At 71.7% G+C, this 14,235-nt stretch carries 15 protein-coding genes; 3 read left to right on the forward strand and 12 right to left on the reverse strand.

All coding sequences use genetic code 11. From position 1 onward, the window contains the following. Nucleotides 1–72 precede the first annotated feature (72 nt). Nucleotides 73–714 (reverse strand): TetR/AcrR family transcriptional regulator, encoded by a 642-nt coding sequence (locus CCN39_RS01200; protein WP_086837947.1) that lies wholly within the window; start codon nucleotides 712–714, stop codon nucleotides 73–75. A 65-nt stretch (nucleotides 715–779) separates the two neighbouring features. Here CCN39_RS01200 and CCN39_RS01205 point away from each other — a divergent pair, with 65 nt between their 5' ends. Then, nucleotides 780–1,919 carry an acyl-CoA dehydrogenase family protein gene (locus CCN39_RS01205; RefSeq protein ID WP_086837948.1) on the forward strand — a complete coding sequence of 380 codons (1,140 nt, stop codon included), beginning with the start codon at nucleotides 780–782 and terminating at the stop codon, nucleotides 1,917–1,919. Here CCN39_RS01205 and CCN39_RS01210 read toward each other — a convergent pair. The 9 genes from CCN39_RS01210 to kdpF are packed head-to-tail and all read right to left on the reverse strand — an operon-like array spanning nucleotide 1,916 to nucleotide 10,247. Continuing rightward, on the reverse strand, nucleotides 1,916–2,122 hold the full coding sequence (locus CCN39_RS01210) for a hypothetical protein (protein ID WP_086837949.1): 207 nt from the start codon (nucleotides 2,120–2,122) through the stop codon (nucleotides 1,916–1,918). The genes CCN39_RS01205 and CCN39_RS01210 overlap by 4 nt on opposite strands. Then, nucleotides 2,119–2,343: a hypothetical protein gene (locus CCN39_RS01215; protein WP_086837950.1), complete on the reverse strand. Its 225-nt coding sequence runs from the start codon at nucleotides 2,341–2,343 to the stop codon at nucleotides 2,119–2,121. Before CCN39_RS01215 ends, CCN39_RS01210 begins: the two co-directional genes overlap by 4 nt. A 29-nt stretch (nucleotides 2,344–2,372) precedes the next feature. Next, nucleotides 2,373–2,585 carry a hypothetical protein gene (locus CCN39_RS01220; protein ID WP_143263881.1) on the reverse strand — a complete coding sequence of 71 codons (213 nt, stop codon included), beginning with the start codon at nucleotides 2,583–2,585 and terminating at the stop codon, nucleotides 2,373–2,375. Between the two features lie 21 nt (nucleotides 2,586–2,606). Next, nucleotides 2,607–3,305 carry a response regulator gene (locus CCN39_RS01225; protein ID WP_086837952.1) on the reverse strand — a complete coding sequence of 233 codons (699 nt, stop codon included), beginning with the start codon at nucleotides 3,303–3,305 and terminating at the stop codon, nucleotides 2,607–2,609. Continuing rightward, nucleotides 3,302–5,842: a DUF4118 domain-containing protein gene (locus tag CCN39_RS01230; protein ID WP_086837953.1), complete on the reverse strand. Its 2,541-nt coding sequence runs from the start codon at nucleotides 5,840–5,842 to the stop codon at nucleotides 3,302–3,304. The genes CCN39_RS01225 and CCN39_RS01230 overlap by 4 nt, the downstream gene beginning before the upstream one ends. A gap of 4 nt (nucleotides 5,843–5,846) precedes the next feature. Beyond that, entirely contained in the window at nucleotides 5,847–6,437 is a 591-nt protein-coding gene (locus tag CCN39_RS01235) for a potassium-transporting ATPase subunit C (protein WP_086837975.1), read from the reverse strand. 5 nt (nucleotides 6,438–6,442) lie between these two features. Then, nucleotides 6,443–8,488 (reverse strand): potassium-transporting ATPase subunit KdpB, encoded by a 2,046-nt coding sequence (gene kdpB, locus CCN39_RS01240; protein WP_086837954.1) that lies wholly within the window; start codon nucleotides 8,486–8,488, stop codon nucleotides 6,443–6,445. Then, nucleotides 8,485–10,146, reverse strand: a complete 1,662-nt coding sequence (gene kdpA, locus CCN39_RS01245) for a potassium-transporting ATPase subunit KdpA (protein ID WP_086837955.1) — start codon at nucleotides 10,144–10,146, stop codon at nucleotides 8,485–8,487. Before kdpA ends, kdpB begins: the two co-directional genes overlap by 4 nt. Beyond that, entirely contained in the window at nucleotides 10,146–10,247 is a 102-nt protein-coding gene (kdpF, locus tag CCN39_RS01250) for a K(+)-transporting ATPase subunit F (RefSeq protein ID WP_086837956.1), read from the reverse strand. Before kdpF ends, kdpA begins: the two co-directional genes overlap by 1 nt. 397 nt (nucleotides 10,248–10,644) lie before the next feature. Here kdpF and asnB point away from each other — a divergent pair, with 397 nt between their 5' ends. Continuing rightward, entirely contained in the window at nucleotides 10,645–12,486 is a 1,842-nt protein-coding gene (gene asnB / locus CCN39_RS01255) for an asparagine synthase (glutamine-hydrolyzing) (protein WP_086837957.1), read from the forward strand. 60 nt (nucleotides 12,487–12,546) lie between these two features. Here the strand turns inward: asnB and CCN39_RS01260 are convergent, their stop codons facing one another. Together CCN39_RS01260 and CCN39_RS01265 are read right to left on the reverse strand one after the other, a co-directional pair. Then, nucleotides 12,547–13,005 carry a GNAT family N-acetyltransferase gene (locus CCN39_RS01260; protein ID WP_086837958.1) on the reverse strand — a complete coding sequence of 153 codons (459 nt, stop codon included), beginning with the start codon at nucleotides 13,003–13,005 and terminating at the stop codon, nucleotides 12,547–12,549. Further along, nucleotides 13,002–13,505 (reverse strand): hypothetical protein, encoded by a 504-nt coding sequence (locus tag CCN39_RS01265; protein ID WP_086837959.1) that lies wholly within the window; start codon nucleotides 13,503–13,505, stop codon nucleotides 13,002–13,004. Before CCN39_RS01265 ends, CCN39_RS01260 begins: the two co-directional genes overlap by 4 nt. Before the next feature lie 62 nt (nucleotides 13,506–13,567). Here CCN39_RS01265 and CCN39_RS01270 point away from each other — a divergent pair, with 62 nt between their 5' ends. Beyond that, entirely contained in the window at nucleotides 13,568–14,149 is a 582-nt protein-coding gene (locus CCN39_RS01270; RefSeq protein WP_086837960.1) for a TetR family transcriptional regulator, read from the forward strand. Nucleotides 14,150–14,235: the final 86 nt, after the last annotated feature.

A 14,235-nucleotide genomic window follows, 5' to 3' on the forward strand; every position in this document is an offset into this window, starting at 1 on the left:
GACGCGATGGTCGCGGCCGTCCTGGCCTAGGAATGCCGGAGGCCACCGCCGCGGCGGTGGCCTCCGGCATTCCTAGGCCAGGACGGCCGCGACCATCGCGTCGCGCAGGAACTTCCCGTAGCGCTCCGCGGACCACCCGCGCTCCAGGCAGAGCAGCTCGTACTGCTCGGGACCGTGGTAGGTCCACAGGACGTCGCGGACGTCGTCGGCGGTCAGGCCCGGCTTGACCTGCCCGGTGCCCAGCAGCTCCGCCGAGAAGTACGTCATCGCCGTCAGCATCTCCTGCCGCATCCGGGCCCACACCTCGGCGGCCGCGGGGTCGGCGGCGGCCGCGTCGCGGGCCAGCAGCTGCACCGGGAACACCGACGGCGCGACACCCACCAGGTGGTCGAGGTACAGCTCGATCTTCCGCACCGCGTCCGGCTCGGCCCGGATGTCGGCGATGAAGTCGCGGCCGATGATGGGGACGTCCTCGTCGTCGCCCGCGACCGTCACGTCGAAGACGGCCTTGAGCAGCGTCGCCTTGTTGGCGAACGCCTTGTAGACGGTCTGCACGGCCACGCCCGCCGCCTTCGCCACCTCGGGCATCGCCGTGCCCGTGTACCCCTTCTCGCGGAACAGCTCCGCCGCCGCCGCCAGGATCCGGCGACGGTTCTCGCGCGCCTGCTCCTGACGCCGCGAGGTGTCGTAACGACGCTTGACAGGGCCGGCCATTTAGGTAGAGACTCCTCTATCGAATAGAACCGCATCTATCATGACACCCTGAGGGGGCGCTGACCATGATGGAACAAGCCACGACCGACGCCGTCACCGCCGCGCGGGAGCTCGCGCCCGAGCTGAGCGCGCGGGCCGTCGAAGCCGAGCAGCTCCAGACCCTCCCCCGGGACCTGGTCGAGCGGGCCCGCGAAGCCGGGCTCTTCCGGCTGGCGACGCCGCGCGGGCTCGGCGGGCAGGAGCTGCCGCCGGCCAGGATCGTCGAGGTGGTCGAGGAGCTTTCCCGCGCGGACGGCTCGGCGGGCTGGACGATCACCATCGGCAACGGCTCGGCGTTCCTCGCCTGGCTGGACCCGGCCGTCGCGGCAGACCTCGTGGCCGGCACCCCGGAACCCATCGGCGGCGGCGTGTTCGCGCCGATGGGCCGCCTCACCCCGGACGGCGACAGCACGTTCACGCTGGCCGGGAAGTGGGGGTTCTGCAGCGGCAGCCCGCACACGGACCTGTTCTTCAACGGCGCCTTCGCCGGCGGCGACCCGCGGGACTGGCGGCTCGCCGTGGTGCCGGCGGCCGCGGTGCGGGTGGTCGAGAACTGGGACGTCACCGGCTTGCGCGGCACCGGCAGCCACGACGTCGAGATCGACACGGTCGTGCGCGGGGAACACACGATCTCGCCGTTCACGAACCCGGCGTGCCACGACGGGCCGCTGTGGCGGTTCCCGTTCTTCACGTTCGTGGGCACGCTGATGGCGGGCGTCCCGCTCGGCATCGCCCGGCGCGCGCTGGACGAGTTCACGACGTTCGCGCCGGCCAAGTTCCGCCCGCCGGGCCCGGGCCCGATCGCCGAAGACGGTGACGTCCAGATCGCCCTGACCCGCGCCGAAGGGCGGCTGCGGTCGGCGCGGGCGTTCGTCTTCGAGGCGCTCGGCGAGCTGTGGGAGACGGCGTGCGCGGGTGACGTCCCGGGCGTCCGGCAGCGCGGGCAGTTCCTGCTGGCGACGCAGCAGGCGATGCGCGCTTCGCTGAGCGCGGTGAACATCGCCTTCGGCTACGCGGGGGCGGGCGCGCTGCACGCGGACCAGCCGATGCAGCGCTGCTTCCGCGACCTCCACGCGGCGGCCCAGCACATCTACTTCTCCGCGGCGGCGTCCAAGCGGTACGCGAAGCTGCGGTTCGGGATCGACCAGCCGACCTTCTGGTTCTAGGACGTCCCCCGGGACCGGCGGGCCAGAGCACCTCCGGCCACCCCGCCCAGCACCGGCCCGAGCGCAACGATGCCGGAGACCCAGGGAGCCGGCCGGCCGAAGGCGGCAGCGATCCCGACGCCGGCCAGGTAGGCCGCCACCGACAGCAGGAGCAGGCGCCCGGCGAGGGCCCTCCGGGTGTGTCGCGCCGGAGTTCCGGTCACCGGCGCCGCACCAGGTGGGCGACCAGCGCCCACAGGTAGACCGTCAGCAGGGCCCCGGCGCCGACCGCCGCGACGCGCAGCCACGTCGCCCAGCCGGTGCCGGCCTCGAAGGCGGTGAAGAGCCAGCCGAGGGCGCCGAAGGTCGCGCCCACCGCCAGCGTCAGCACGAGCACCGGCGGGATGCGCTCACCGCCGAGCAACCACGTTTTCGACCCGTCCATGCCCGGGAAGTACCCAGCCCGGGCCCCGGCTAGACCTCGTCCCGGCTCCGGCGTGCCCGGAAGTAGCGGAGCCAGTAGAACGCGGCCGCCAGTGCCCCGGCGACCGCCCACCCGAACCGGAGCGCTTCCCGCCACCCCGTCGCTTCCCCGCCGAGGGCGAGGACGACGGCGGCGACCGTGATCACGGTCCACAGCAGCGCCAGGGACAAGGCCACCCTCGCCGGCAATCGCCCCTCCGTCACGCCGACGGGGTACCCACCGGGTCAGACCTCGAAGCGGTACCCCATCCCCGGTTCGGTTAGCAGGTGCCGCGGCCGGGAGGGCTCGCGTTCCAGCTTGCGCCGCAGCTGGGCCAGGTACACCCGCAGGTAGTGCGACTCCGTCTCGTACGACGGGCCCCACACCTCGTGCAGCAGCTGCTTCTGCGCCACCAGCCGGCCGCGGTTGCGGACGAGCAGCTCCAGCACGCCCCACTCCGTCTTCGTCAGGTGGACCTCCACGCCGTCGTGGCGGCGGACCTTCTTCGCCGCCAGGTCGACGCTGAACGACGCCGTGTCCACCACCGCGTCCGCGCCGTCCGCGCCCGCCACCGCCGAACGGCGGACCGCCGCGCGCAGGCGGGCGAGCAGCTCGTCCATGCCGAACGGTTTCGTCACGTAGTCGTCGGCGCCCGCGTCGAGGGCCTCGACCTTGTCCGCCGAGTCTCCGCGCGCGGACAGCACGATGATCGGGACGGTCGTCCAGCCGCGCAGGCCCGCGATCACCTCCGTGCCGTCCAGGTCCGGCAGGCCGAGGTCCAGCACCACCACGTCCGGCTTGGTTTCGGCCACCGCTTTCAACGCGGCCGTGCCGTCGTGCGCGGTGATCACCTTGTAGCCGCGGGCGGTCAGGTTGATCCGCAGTGCCCGCACGATCTGCGGCTCGTCGTCCACCACCAGCACGGTGGCACCCGGGTCGCTCATCGCACCCCCTCTTCTTCGAACTCCACGCTGTACGCGGGCAGCGACACCACGACCGTCAGCCCGCCGCCCGGGGTGTCCTCGGCGCGGATCGTCCCACCCATCGCCTCGGTGAACCCCTTCGCCACCGACAGCCCGAGCCCGACGCCCGGGGTCGTGTCCCGGTCGCCGCCGAGCCGCTGGAACGGCGCGAACGCCGAGTCCGCGGCCCCCTTGCGCAGCCCCTTGCCGTGGTCGACGATCCGCAGCTCGACCTGGCCGGAGTGCGCGCTGGCCCGGGCCGACACCGGCGCGGCACCGTGGCGCAGGGCGTTGTCCAGCACGTTCGCCACCACCCGTTCCAGCAGGCCGGGATCGGCCAGCACCGACGGCAGCTCGTCGTCGTCGATCGCGACCACGACGTCGCACGAGTTGTCCACATTGGACAGGGCGTGCGCGACGACCTCGTCGTAGCCCACCGGGCGCAGGTGCGGGCGGACCGCCCCGGTGGCCAGCCGCGACGAGTCGAGGAGGTTGTCGATCAGCCCGGCGAGCCGGTCGGCGGACAGCTCGATGGCCTCCATCAGCTCAGCGGTGTCCTCTTCGGACAAGGCGAGGTCGGCCGCCCGGAGGCTGCCGATCGACGCCTTGATCGACGTCAGCGGCGTCCGCAGGTCGTGCCCGACGGCCGAGAGCAGCGTCGTGCGCAGCTCGGTCGCCTCGGCCTTGCGCTCGGCGCGCGCCGCCGCGGCCGCCATCCGCTGCTGGCGCAGGGCCAGGAGGGCCTGCCCGGCCACGGCTTCCAGCACCCGCCGGTCGGCCGCCGGCAGCGCCCGCCCGCGCAGCGTCAGGTGGACGTCGGCGGTGACCGCGATGTCGACGTCGGCCTCGTCCGGGTCGGCGCACGGGTGCTCCCCCGCGGTCGCCACGCACTGCCAGACCCCGTCCTGCTTCTCCAGCAGCGTCACCGACGTCAGCGCGAAGTTCTCGCGGACCTTCGCCAGCAGCCGCTCGATCGGGTTCGCGTGGGTGAGCACGGTCCGGGCGTAGGAGGCCAGCAGCGCCGCCTCGGTCCGGGCGCGGGCGGCCTGCGCGGCCCGGCGTGCGGCCTGGTCGACGACCAGCGCGACCAGCACCGCGACCACGACCATCGCGATCAGCGTCACCAGGTTCTGCGGGGTGTGCACGTTGAGCGTGTACAGCGGCGGCGTGAAGAAGAAGTTGAGCAGCCCGGCGCCGAGCACGGCCGCGACCAGGGCCGGGCCGAGGCCGCCGACCAGGGCGACGATGACCGTGGCGAGGACGTAGGCGATGACGTCGGTGGCGAAGTCGAGGCCGCTCGGCACGAAGACGCCGACGAGGGTGACCAGCACCGGCAGCACGAGGCCCAGCACCCAGCCCGTCACCAGCCGCGAGACCCCCAGCGGGCTCGCGGCCAGGCCGGTCCGCAGGCGCCCGCCGGCCTCGGAGTGGGTGACCATGTGCACGTCGATCGGGCCCGACCGCTGGACCACCGAAGCGCCGATGCCCTCGTCGAACAGCCGGGCCACCCGGGACCGGCGCGAGGTCCCGATGACCAGCTGGGTCGCGTTGACCCCGCGGGCGAAGTCCAGCAGGGCACCCGGGACGTCGTCGCCGACGACCGTGTGGAACGTCGCTCCCACCTCCTCGGCGAGCTTGCGGCAGCGGGCCATCGCGGCCGGGCTGATCCCGGCCAGGCCGTCGCCGCGCAGGATGTGCACCACCTGCAGTTCGGCACCGGCGCGGGTGGCGATCCGGCTGGCCCGGCGGATGAGCGTCTCGCTCTCCGGGCCGCCGGTGATCGAGGCGACGACGCGTTCGCGCGCCTCCCACGTGTCGGTGATCCGCTGCTCGGCGCGGTAGCGCTGGAGGGCCACGTCGACCTGGTCGGCCACCCAGAGCAGCGCCAGTTCCCGGAGGGCGGTGAGGTTGCCGGGGCGGAAGTAGTTGCCGAGCGCGGCGTCGATCCGCTCGGCCGGGTAGACGTTGCCGTGGGCGAGCCGCCGCCGCAGGGCCTCCGGGGTGATGTCCACCAGTTCCAGCTGTTCGGCGCGGCGGACGACCTCGTCCGGGACGGTCTCCTGCTGCGTGACGCCGGTGATCCGCTCGACGACGTCGTTGAGGCTCTGCAGGTGCTGCACGTTCACCGTGGAGAGCACGTCGATGCCGGCCTCGAGCAGGGTGTGCACGTCCTGCCAGCGCTTGGCGTTGCGTGAACCCGGCACGTTGGTGTGCGCGAGTTCGTCGACGACGGCGACCTCGGGTGCGCGGGCGAGGATCGCGTCGACGTCCATCTCGTCGAAGGTGCGGCCGCGGTGCTCGGCGTGCCGGCGCGGGACGGTCTCGAGGCCCTCGAGGAGCGCCGCGGTCTTCTCGCGGCCGTGCGTCTCCACCAGGCCGACGACGACGTCGGTGCCGCGGTCGAGGCGCCGCCGCGCTTCGCCGAGCATGGCGAAGGTCTTGCCGACGCCCGGAGCCGCGCCGAGGTAGATCCTCAGCTCTCCTCGGCGCGGCTTCGCCGGTGCGTTTTCGGTGGTCACGCTGTCAGTGTGCCCCTCCGGCCGCGGCGCGCACGGCCAAGTTGAGCGGGAGCACATTCACGCCGGGGACGCCGATCCCGGCCCCGCTCGTGTTCTGCTCGATCAGCTGCTTCACCCGGTCGAGGGGCAAACCGGTGTTCCGCGCCACCCGCGCGGCCTGGAGATCGGCGTAGGCGACGCTGATCGCCGGGTCGAGGCCCGAGCCCGACGCCGTCACGGCGTCCGGCGGTACCTGATCGGGCGTCACGCCTTCGCGCTTCGCGATGGCGTCCTTCCGTTCCCCGATGGTCTTCACCAGGTCCTCGTTGTCCGGACCCTTGTTGGACGCGCCGGACGGCATGTCCGGGTTGACCGCCGTGGGGCGGGTGTGGAACCACGGGTCGTGCGCGGGGTCGGCGGGCACCGGGTCGACGCCGATGAGCGAGGATCCGACGGCCTGGCCGTTCTGCGTGACGATCGAGCCTTCGGCGTTCCCCTCCAGGCCGGGGACGCGGGCGATCGCCCAGACGGCCAGGGGGTAGAGGATGCCGAGCAGGACGGTCATCACGAGCAGGACGCGCAGCCCGGCCCAGGTCTGTTTGACGAGCGTGGTCACGGAAGTCACCCGATTCCGGGGATGAGACGGACCAGCAGGTCGATCAGCCAGATCCCGAGGAAGGGGCTGACGATCCCGCCGAGGCCGTAGACGAGCAGGTTGCGGCGCAGCAGCGCCGAGGCCGACGACGGCTTGTACCGCACGCCGCGCAGGGCCAGCGGGATGAGCACGACGATGATCAGCGCGTTGAAGATGACCGCGGAGAGGATCGCCGACTTCGGCGTGGCCAGGTGCATGATGTTCAGCCCGCCCAGCTGGGCGTAGATGCCGGTGAACATCGCGGGCAGGATGGCGAAGTACTTGGCCAGGTCGTTGGCGACGCTGAACGTGGTCAGCGCGCCGCGGGTGATCAGCAGCTGCTTGCCGATCTCGACGATCTCGATCAGCTTCGTGGGGTCGCTGTCGAGGTCGACCATGTTCCCGGCTTCCTTGGCGGCCGAGGTGCCGGTGTTCATCGCGACGCCGACGTCGGCCTGGGCCAGCGCGGGGGCGTCGTTGGTGCCGTCGCCGGTCATCGCGACCAGGCGCCCCCCTTCCTGCTCCTGCTTGATGAGCGCCATCTTGTCTTCGGGCTTGGCCTCGGCGAGGTAGTCGTCGACACCGGCGTCCGCGGCGATGGCCTTCGCGGTGAGCGGGTTGTCGCCGGTGATCATCACCGTCTTGATGCCCATCGCGCGCAGTTCGGCGAAGCGCTCCTTCATCCCCGGCTTGACCACGTCGGACAGCCGGATCACGCCCCGCACCACAGTGTCTTCGGCGACGACGAGCGGCGTGCCACCCTGGGCGCTGATCTCGTCGACCACCCGCTCGGTCTCGTCGGGGAACTCGCCGCCGTTGTCGCGCACCCACGCGCGGACGGCGCTCGCCGCGCCCTTGCGGATCCGCCGGCCCCCGACGTCGAGGCCGCTCATCCGGGTCTGCGCGGTGAACGGGACGAACTCGCCGTGCTCGTCCTGCCCCGCGTGGTCCGCCGTCAGCTCGACGACGCTGCGGCCCTCGGGGGTCTCGTCGGCCAGGCTGGCGAGCCGGGCGGCGCGGGCCAGTTCGTCCATCGTGGACGTTCCGACCGGGATCAGCCCGGTCGCGCGGCGGTTGCCGAAGGTGATCGTGCCGGTCTTGTCGAGCAGCAGCGTCGAGACGTCGCCCGCGGCCTCCACCGCGCGGCCACTCGTGGCCAGGACGTTGCGCTGCACCAGGCGGTCCATGCCCGCGATGCCGATCGCGCTCAGCAGCGCGCCGATGGTCGTCGGGATGAGGCACACGAGCAGCGCGGTCAGCACGATCACCGACTGCTCGGAGCCGGAGTAGCGGGCCATCGGCTGCAGCGCGACGACGGCGAGCAGGAAGATGATCGTCAACGTCGAGAGCAGGATGGTCAGCGCGATCTCGTTCGGCGTCTTCTGCCGCGAAGCGCCTTCCACCAGGGCGATCATGCGGTCCACGAAGGACTCGCCCGGCTTGGTGGTGATCCGCACGACGATCCGGTCGCTCAGCACGGTCGTGCCGCCGGTGACGGCGCTGCGGTCGCCGCCGGATTCGCGGATGACCGGGGCCGACTCGCCGGTGATGGCCGACTCGTCGACGGTCGCGATGCCCTCGACGACGTCGCCGTCGCCGGGGATCACCTGACCGGCCTCGACCACGACCAGGTCGCCGATCTTCAGCTCGACGCCGGGGACCTGCTCCTCTCCGCTCGAGGTGAGGCGGCGGGCGACGGTCTCCTTCTTCGACCGCCGCAGGCTTTCGGCCTGCGCCTTCCCGCGCCCCTCGGCGACGGCCTCGGCGAGGTTGGCGAACAGGACCGTGAACCACAGCCAGACGGCGATGAGGATGGTGAACACGCTCGGGTCGGTGACGGCGAAGACCGTGGTGAGCGCGGACCCCGCCCACACCACGAACATCACCGGGTTGCCGAGCTGGTGCTTCGGGTTCAGCTTCCGCAGCGCCTCCGGCAGCGACGTCCAGAGCTGGCGCGGGCTGAAGACGCCGGCGCCGACCCGGCCCGGGGGTTCGGCGGGGGTCACCCGAGGTCGTTCTTCGGTGACGGTCATGCGAGTGCCTCCGCGATGGGCCCGAGCGCGAGCGCCGGGATGAACGTGAGGGCCGCGACGAGCACCACCGTGCCGGTGAGCAGGGTGGCGAACAGCGGCCCGGTGGTCGGCAGGGTGCCCGCGGTCTCGGGCACCTTGCGCTGCGCGGCCAGGGAACCGGCCAGGCAGAGCACGGCGAGGATCGGCACGAACCGGCCGAACGCCATCGCGACGGCGAACGACGACTGGAACCAGTCGCTCGTCGCGGTCAGGCCGCCGAACGCGCTGCCGTTGTTGTTGCCGGTCGACGCGTAGCCGTAGAGGACCTCGGACAGCCCGTGCGCGCCGGTGTTGCCGAGCGCGCCCGCCGTGCCCGGCAGCAGGAGGGCGATCCCGGAGCCGAGGAGCACGACGGTCGGCATCGCCAGCATGGCGATCGCGGCGCAGGTGACCTCGCGTTTGCCGAGTTTCTTGCCCAGGTACTCCGGGGTGCGGCCGACCATCAGCCCGGCCAGGAACATCGCGATGATCGCCAGGACGAGGATGCCGTAGAGGCCGGTGCCGACGCCGCCGGGCGAGATCTCGCCGTAAAGCATGTTCAGCAGCGGACCGCCGCCGCCGAGGCCGGAGAGGCTGTCGTGGGCGCCGTTCACCGCGCCGGTCGAGGTGCCCGTGGTGGTGTCGGCGAAGATCGACGTCATCCCGATGCCGAAGCGCTGCTCCTTGCCTTCCATGCTCGCGCCGGCGGCCAGCGCCGCCGGGTTGTTCGCCTTGGCCTCCGAGAACCAGATGAGCGCCAGCGAAGCCGCCCACAGCAGGCCCATCACGCTCAGCAGGACGTACCCCTGGCGGCGGTTGCCGACCAGCGTGCCGAACGCGCGGGTCAGGCTGACCGGGACGACCAGGATCAGGAACAGCTGGATCAGGTTGGTCCAGGCGGTCGGGTTCTCGAACGGGTGCGCGGAGTTGGCGTTGAAGATGCCGCCGCCGTTGGTGCCCAGCTCCTTGATCGCCTCCTGGCTCGCCGCCGGGGCCAGCGCGATCGTGCCGGGGCTGCCGTCCGGGTTCGTCACGGCGACGCCGGCCTTGAGGCTCTGCACCACGCCGAGCGCCACCAGGACGATGGCGAACACGAACGCCATCGGCAGCAGCACGCGGACCGTGCCGCGGGTGAGGTCGACCCAGAAGTTGCCGAGCCGGTCGGTCTTCGCCCGGACGAAGCCTCGCGTCACCGCGATCGCCACGGCCAGGCCGACGGCCGCCGACAAGAAGTTCTGCACGGTCAGGCCGGCCATCTGCACGAAGTGGCCCATCGTCGTCTCGGGGACGTAGGACTGCCAGTTCGTGTTGGTGACGAACGAGATCGCCGTGTTGAAGGCGACGCCGGGGCTCACCGCGCCGCGGCCGAGGCTCCACGGCAGCAGCGGCTGCAGGCGCTGCAGCAGGAAGAGCAGGACGACCGAGACGAACGAGAAGCCGAGCACGCCCGCGGCGTAGGTCGGCCACCGCTGCTCGGAGTCGGGGTTGACGCGGAAGAGCCGGTAGAGGCCCTTCTCGAGCTTCAGGTGCTTCTCGGTGGAGAAGACGCGCGCCAGGTAGTCGCCGAGCGGTTTGTGAACCGCGGCGAGGGCGGCGAGGAGCAAACCGAGCTGGATGAGCCCGGCCGTCGTGTCGGACATCAGAATTTCTCCGGCCTGATCAGCGCGACGAACAGGTAGACCAGCAGGCCGAGCGCGAGCAGCCCGCCCACGACGTTGGCCACGGCTCCGGCGCCGCTCACAGCTTTTCCAAGCCGCGCAGCACCAGCGCCAGCACCACGAAAACGCCGATCAGCAGAACGGCGTAGAGCAAGTCGGCCACAGGCACCTCTCAGGACAGGTCACCGGGTTCGGTGACCGGGGACGACGTCACTGTGCGGTCCTGGGAGGCCCTTCCGGAGCCCGGCTGATGGCGCCTTGACGCGTTCCTGACGCGCATTTACGCCGCCTTGACGGCCGGTGGCGGCGGTCACGCAAACGCTTGCCCCGTTCTCACCGCAGGTAGTCGGCCAGTGACAAGTGACACACCGCGTGATCGAACAAGTGCGGAACGTGCAATTCGGGCAGACAAGATCTTCGGGTCGTGTTACACCTGGGTTACCGATAGTTGTATCAGCTAAGCAATCTCCGGGAGGGGCTATGTGCGGTATCGCCGGCTGGGTTTCCTACGAGGCCGACCTCACCCGTCGCCAGGACGTCGTCGACGCGATGACCGGGACGATGGCCTGCCGCGGGCCGGACGACTCGGGCACCTGGGTCCGCCGGCACGTCGCGCTCGGCCACCGGCGGCTGGCCATCATCGACCTGCCCGGCGGCCGCCAGCCGATGACGGTGTCCACGCCGAACGGCGAAGTGGCGATGGTCTACAGCGGTGAGGCCTACAACTTCACCGAGCTCAAGGAAGAACTGACGAAGCTCGGCCACACCTGGGAGACCGACAGCGACACCGAAGTGGTGCTGCACGGCTACCTGCAGTGGGGCGACGAGGTCGTCGACCACCTCAACGGCATGTACGCCTTCGCGATCTGGGACGAGCGCGACGACCGCCTGGTCATGATCCGCGACCGGATGGGCATCAAGCCGTTCTACTACTACCCGACCCGCGACGGCGTGCTGTTCGGCTCGGAACCGAAGGCGATCCTGGCGAACCCCCTGGCCGCGAAGGTCGTCGACACGGACGGGCTGCGCGAGCTGATGGCCTTCACCAAGAAGCCCGGCTGGTCGCTGTGGAAGGACATGGAGGAGGTCCGGCCGGGCACCATCGTCACGGTCTCGCGCGAAGGCGTCCGGACGCGGACGTACTGGAAGCTGGACGCGAAGCAGCACACCGACGACCAGGAGACGACCGTCGCCCGCGTCCGCGAGCTGATGACCGACATCGTCAACCGCCAGCTCGTCGCCGACGTCCCCCGCTGCGTCCTGCTCTCGGGTGGCCTCGACTCGAGCGCCGTCACCGGGCTCGCCGCGGCTCGGCTCGCCGCGCAAGGGGAGCAGCTGCGGACGTTCTCGGTGGACTTCTTCGGCCAGGAGGAGAACTTCAAGCCGGACGAGATGCGCGACACAGCGGACTCGCCGTTCGTGCGGGACGTCGCCTCGCTGGTGGGTTCGGCGCACCAGGACGTCGTGCTGAACCCGGCCGAGCTGACCGACCCGGAGGTGCGGCGCGCGGTCCTGCGGGCCCGGGACATCCCGGCCGGGCTCGGCGACATGGACACGTCGCTGTACCTGCTGTTCAAGGCGATCCGCGGCGAGTCGACGGTGGCGCTGTCGGGCGAGTCGGCCGACGAGGTCTTCGGCGGTTACCGCTGGTTCTTCGACGAGGCTTCGGTCAACGCGGAGATGTTCCCGTGGATCGCGTTCCGCAGCGCGATGATGACCGACCGGACGACGATCTACACGCCCGAGCTGATGGCGAAGATGGACCTGGAGTCCTACCTGCGCGACGAGTACCGCTCCGCCGTCTCTTCGGTAGAACACCTGGACGGCGAGTCCGAGGTCGAGGCGCGGATGCGGACGATCTGCCACCTGCACCTGACCCGGTTCGTGCGGATGCTGCTCGACCGCAAGGACCGCGCGTCGATGGCGGTGGGCCTGGAGGTCCGCGTCCCGTTCTGCGACCACCGGCTGGTGGAGTACGTGTACAACACCCCGTGGTCGCTGAAGACGTTCGACGGCCGCGAGAAGAGCTTGCTGCGGCACGCCACTTCGCACGTGTTGCCTGCGTCGGTGGCGCAGCGGGTGAAGAGCCCGTACCCGTCGACGCAGGACCCGGGCTACGCGGCGGCGTTGCAGCAGCAGGCGAAGGAGGTCCTGGCCGAGCCGGGGCACGCCGTCTTCGACCTGGTCGATCGCGCGTGGGCGCACCGGGTGTCCGAAGTGGACTCGGCGACCATGGCCCCGGCGGACCGGATCGGCCTGGACCGGCTGCTCGACCTGTACCACTGGATCGAGATGTACTCGCCCGAGCTGCAGCTCGGCTGAATGCCGTCCCGGATGACTCATTCCTGGCGGCACCCGTCAGGAATGAGTCGTTCAGGACGCTCAGCGCAGCCGCAGCTCCGCGGCGACGTCGTCCCCTTCGGTGGTGAGCGCCGCACCCGTCCCGGACAGGAGGGCGCGGGCGCTGTGGTTGGCCGCCGTGGTCGAGGCGATGAAGCTCGCCGCGCCGCTCGCGCGGGCCTCGGCCAGCAGCAACGCCGTCACCTGCTTGCCGATCCCGCGGCCGCGGGCGTCACGGGCCAGCCAGATGCCCGCCTCGACCGCGTCGCCGCGGGGCTCCAGGCGGGCCGCGCCCACCGCCGCGCCGTCGGCGTCGATCACCCAGGTGCGTTCGACCGCCTTCCGGGCGCGGTGGAAGGCCAGGAACGCGGCACGGCGTGCGGACGTCCAGCCGGGCGGGCCGTCGACCGGGGGCATGACCTCCAGGGGGTCGGCCCCGGCCACGGCGGCTTCGAGGAGCCGCGCCAAGGCGGCCTCGTCCAACGGCGTCAGCACGATCATGCCCGGATCTTCACCGCCGCCGGCCGGACGCGCGAGCGGATTTTCCCCAGCCCGCGCAGGAACCGGACGTACGGCGACCAGCGGACCGGCCGCTCGACCCGGCCGGTCAGCGCCAGTTCCGCCCGGTCGAGCAGCTGCTCCAGCAGGGCGTCGTGCAGCGGCCGGAAGAACAACGGCCAGGTCAGGCGGGCCCCGCCGTGCAGCGACGCGTCCAGGACGTGCGTCAGCGCGTCGCCGTCGATGGTGAACTCGTGGTGGCCGTGGACGCCCGCCGGGGCCGTGAAGCGGAAGCGCAGCCGCTCCGGTTCGGCCTCCTCCAGCACGTAGCCGACCGGCCCGTGCCCGGCCGGCGTGCCCGGGACGCGGGGGCCGTGCACGCGCGTGGGCGGCCAGTCCGACACCGGCCAGAGCCGGTCGTCCGGGGTGCCGAGGGTGACCAGCAGCCGGCCGAGGTCTTCCCGGTGTCCGGGGAACCGCCGGGTGTGTACGTTGCGGACCATGGTGGCGCCCTCCCGATCTGGAGACTGTCCTCCAGAACGTATTAGAGCATAGTCTCTACAACATGGGCCGGCCCGCGACGCACACCACAGAGCAGTTCCTCGACGCGGCGGCGGCGTTGTTCGCCGCCGGGGGCGCCCGCGCGGTCACGATGGCCGCGACGGCGAAGGCCGCCGGCGCGCCGAACGGCTCGATCTACCACCGCTTCCCGGACCGCCCGGCGCTGCTGGCCCAGCTGTGGCTCCGCACGCTGCGCGACTTCCAGGCCACGTTCACGGCCGCGCTGGGTGACGCGACCGACGTCGAAGCGGCGGTCGCGGCCGCGGCGAGCGTCGTCCACTGGTGCCGCAAGCACCCCGACGGCGCCCGGGTCCTCGACGCGGGCCGCCAGGCGTTCGGCCCGGCGGACTGGTCGCCCGAAGCGGCCACGGCCCTCGCCGAAGCGGAACAGGAACTGCACGACGTGCTGAAGCGAGCGACGCTGAACCTACCACCGCGCACCGACGCCACGGACGAGGAGGTCGTGCTCGCCCTGGTCGAGATCCCCCGCGCGGTCGTCCACCGCTACCTCTCGACCGGCCGAACTCCCCCACCCAAGGCCATCACCCTGGTCGAACGCACAGTCCGCAAGCTCCTCCGCCCGTAACTCACGTGATCAGGGCCGTAACCCGCGTGATTGGGGCCGGAACTCGCGAGTTCCGGCTCCAGACACGCGAGATCCGGCTTCAATCA

Origin of the sequence: Amycolatopsis kentuckyensis, assembly GCF_002155975.1 — a bacterium.
In the GTDB taxonomy this organism is placed as follows: domain Bacteria; phylum Actinomycetota; class Actinomycetes; order Mycobacteriales; family Pseudonocardiaceae; genus Amycolatopsis; species Amycolatopsis kentuckyensis.

Bases quoted from the DNA above. Each gene is read 5' to 3' on its own strand.
- CCN39_RS01270 (WP_086837960.1), top strand. From the start codon at position 13,568: ATGGGCCGGCCCGCGACGCACACCACAGAGCAGTTCCTCGACGCGGCG.
- CCN39_RS01265 (WP_086837959.1), bottom strand. From the start codon at position 13,505: ATGGTCCGCAACGTACACACCCGGCGGTTCCCCGGACACCGGGAAGAC.
- CCN39_RS01215 (WP_086837950.1), bottom strand. From the start codon at position 2,343: ATGGACGGGTCGAAAACGTGGTTGCTCGGCGGTGAGCGCATCCCGCCG.
- kdpB (WP_086837954.1), bottom strand. From the start codon at position 8,488: ATGACCGTCACCGAAGAACGACCTCGGGTGACCCCCGCCGAACCCCCG.
- kdpA (WP_086837955.1), bottom strand. From the start codon at position 10,146: ATGTCCGACACGACGGCCGGGCTCATCCAGCTCGGTTTGCTCCTCGCC.
- CCN39_RS01225 (WP_086837952.1), bottom strand. From the start codon at position 3,305: ATGAGCGACCCGGGTGCCACCGTGCTGGTGGTGGACGACGAGCCGCAG.
- CCN39_RS01260 (WP_086837958.1), bottom strand. From the start codon at position 13,005: ATGATCGTGCTGACGCCGTTGGACGAGGCCGCCTTGGCGCGGCTCCTC.
- asnB (WP_086837957.1), top strand. From the start codon at position 10,645: ATGTGCGGTATCGCCGGCTGGGTTTCCTACGAGGCCGACCTCACCCGT.
- CCN39_RS01205 (WP_086837948.1), top strand. From the start codon at position 780: ATGATGGAACAAGCCACGACCGACGCCGTCACCGCCGCGCGGGAGCTC.
- CCN39_RS01200 (WP_086837947.1), bottom strand. From the start codon at position 714: ATGGCCGGCCCTGTCAAGCGTCGTTACGACACCTCGCGGCGTCAGGAG.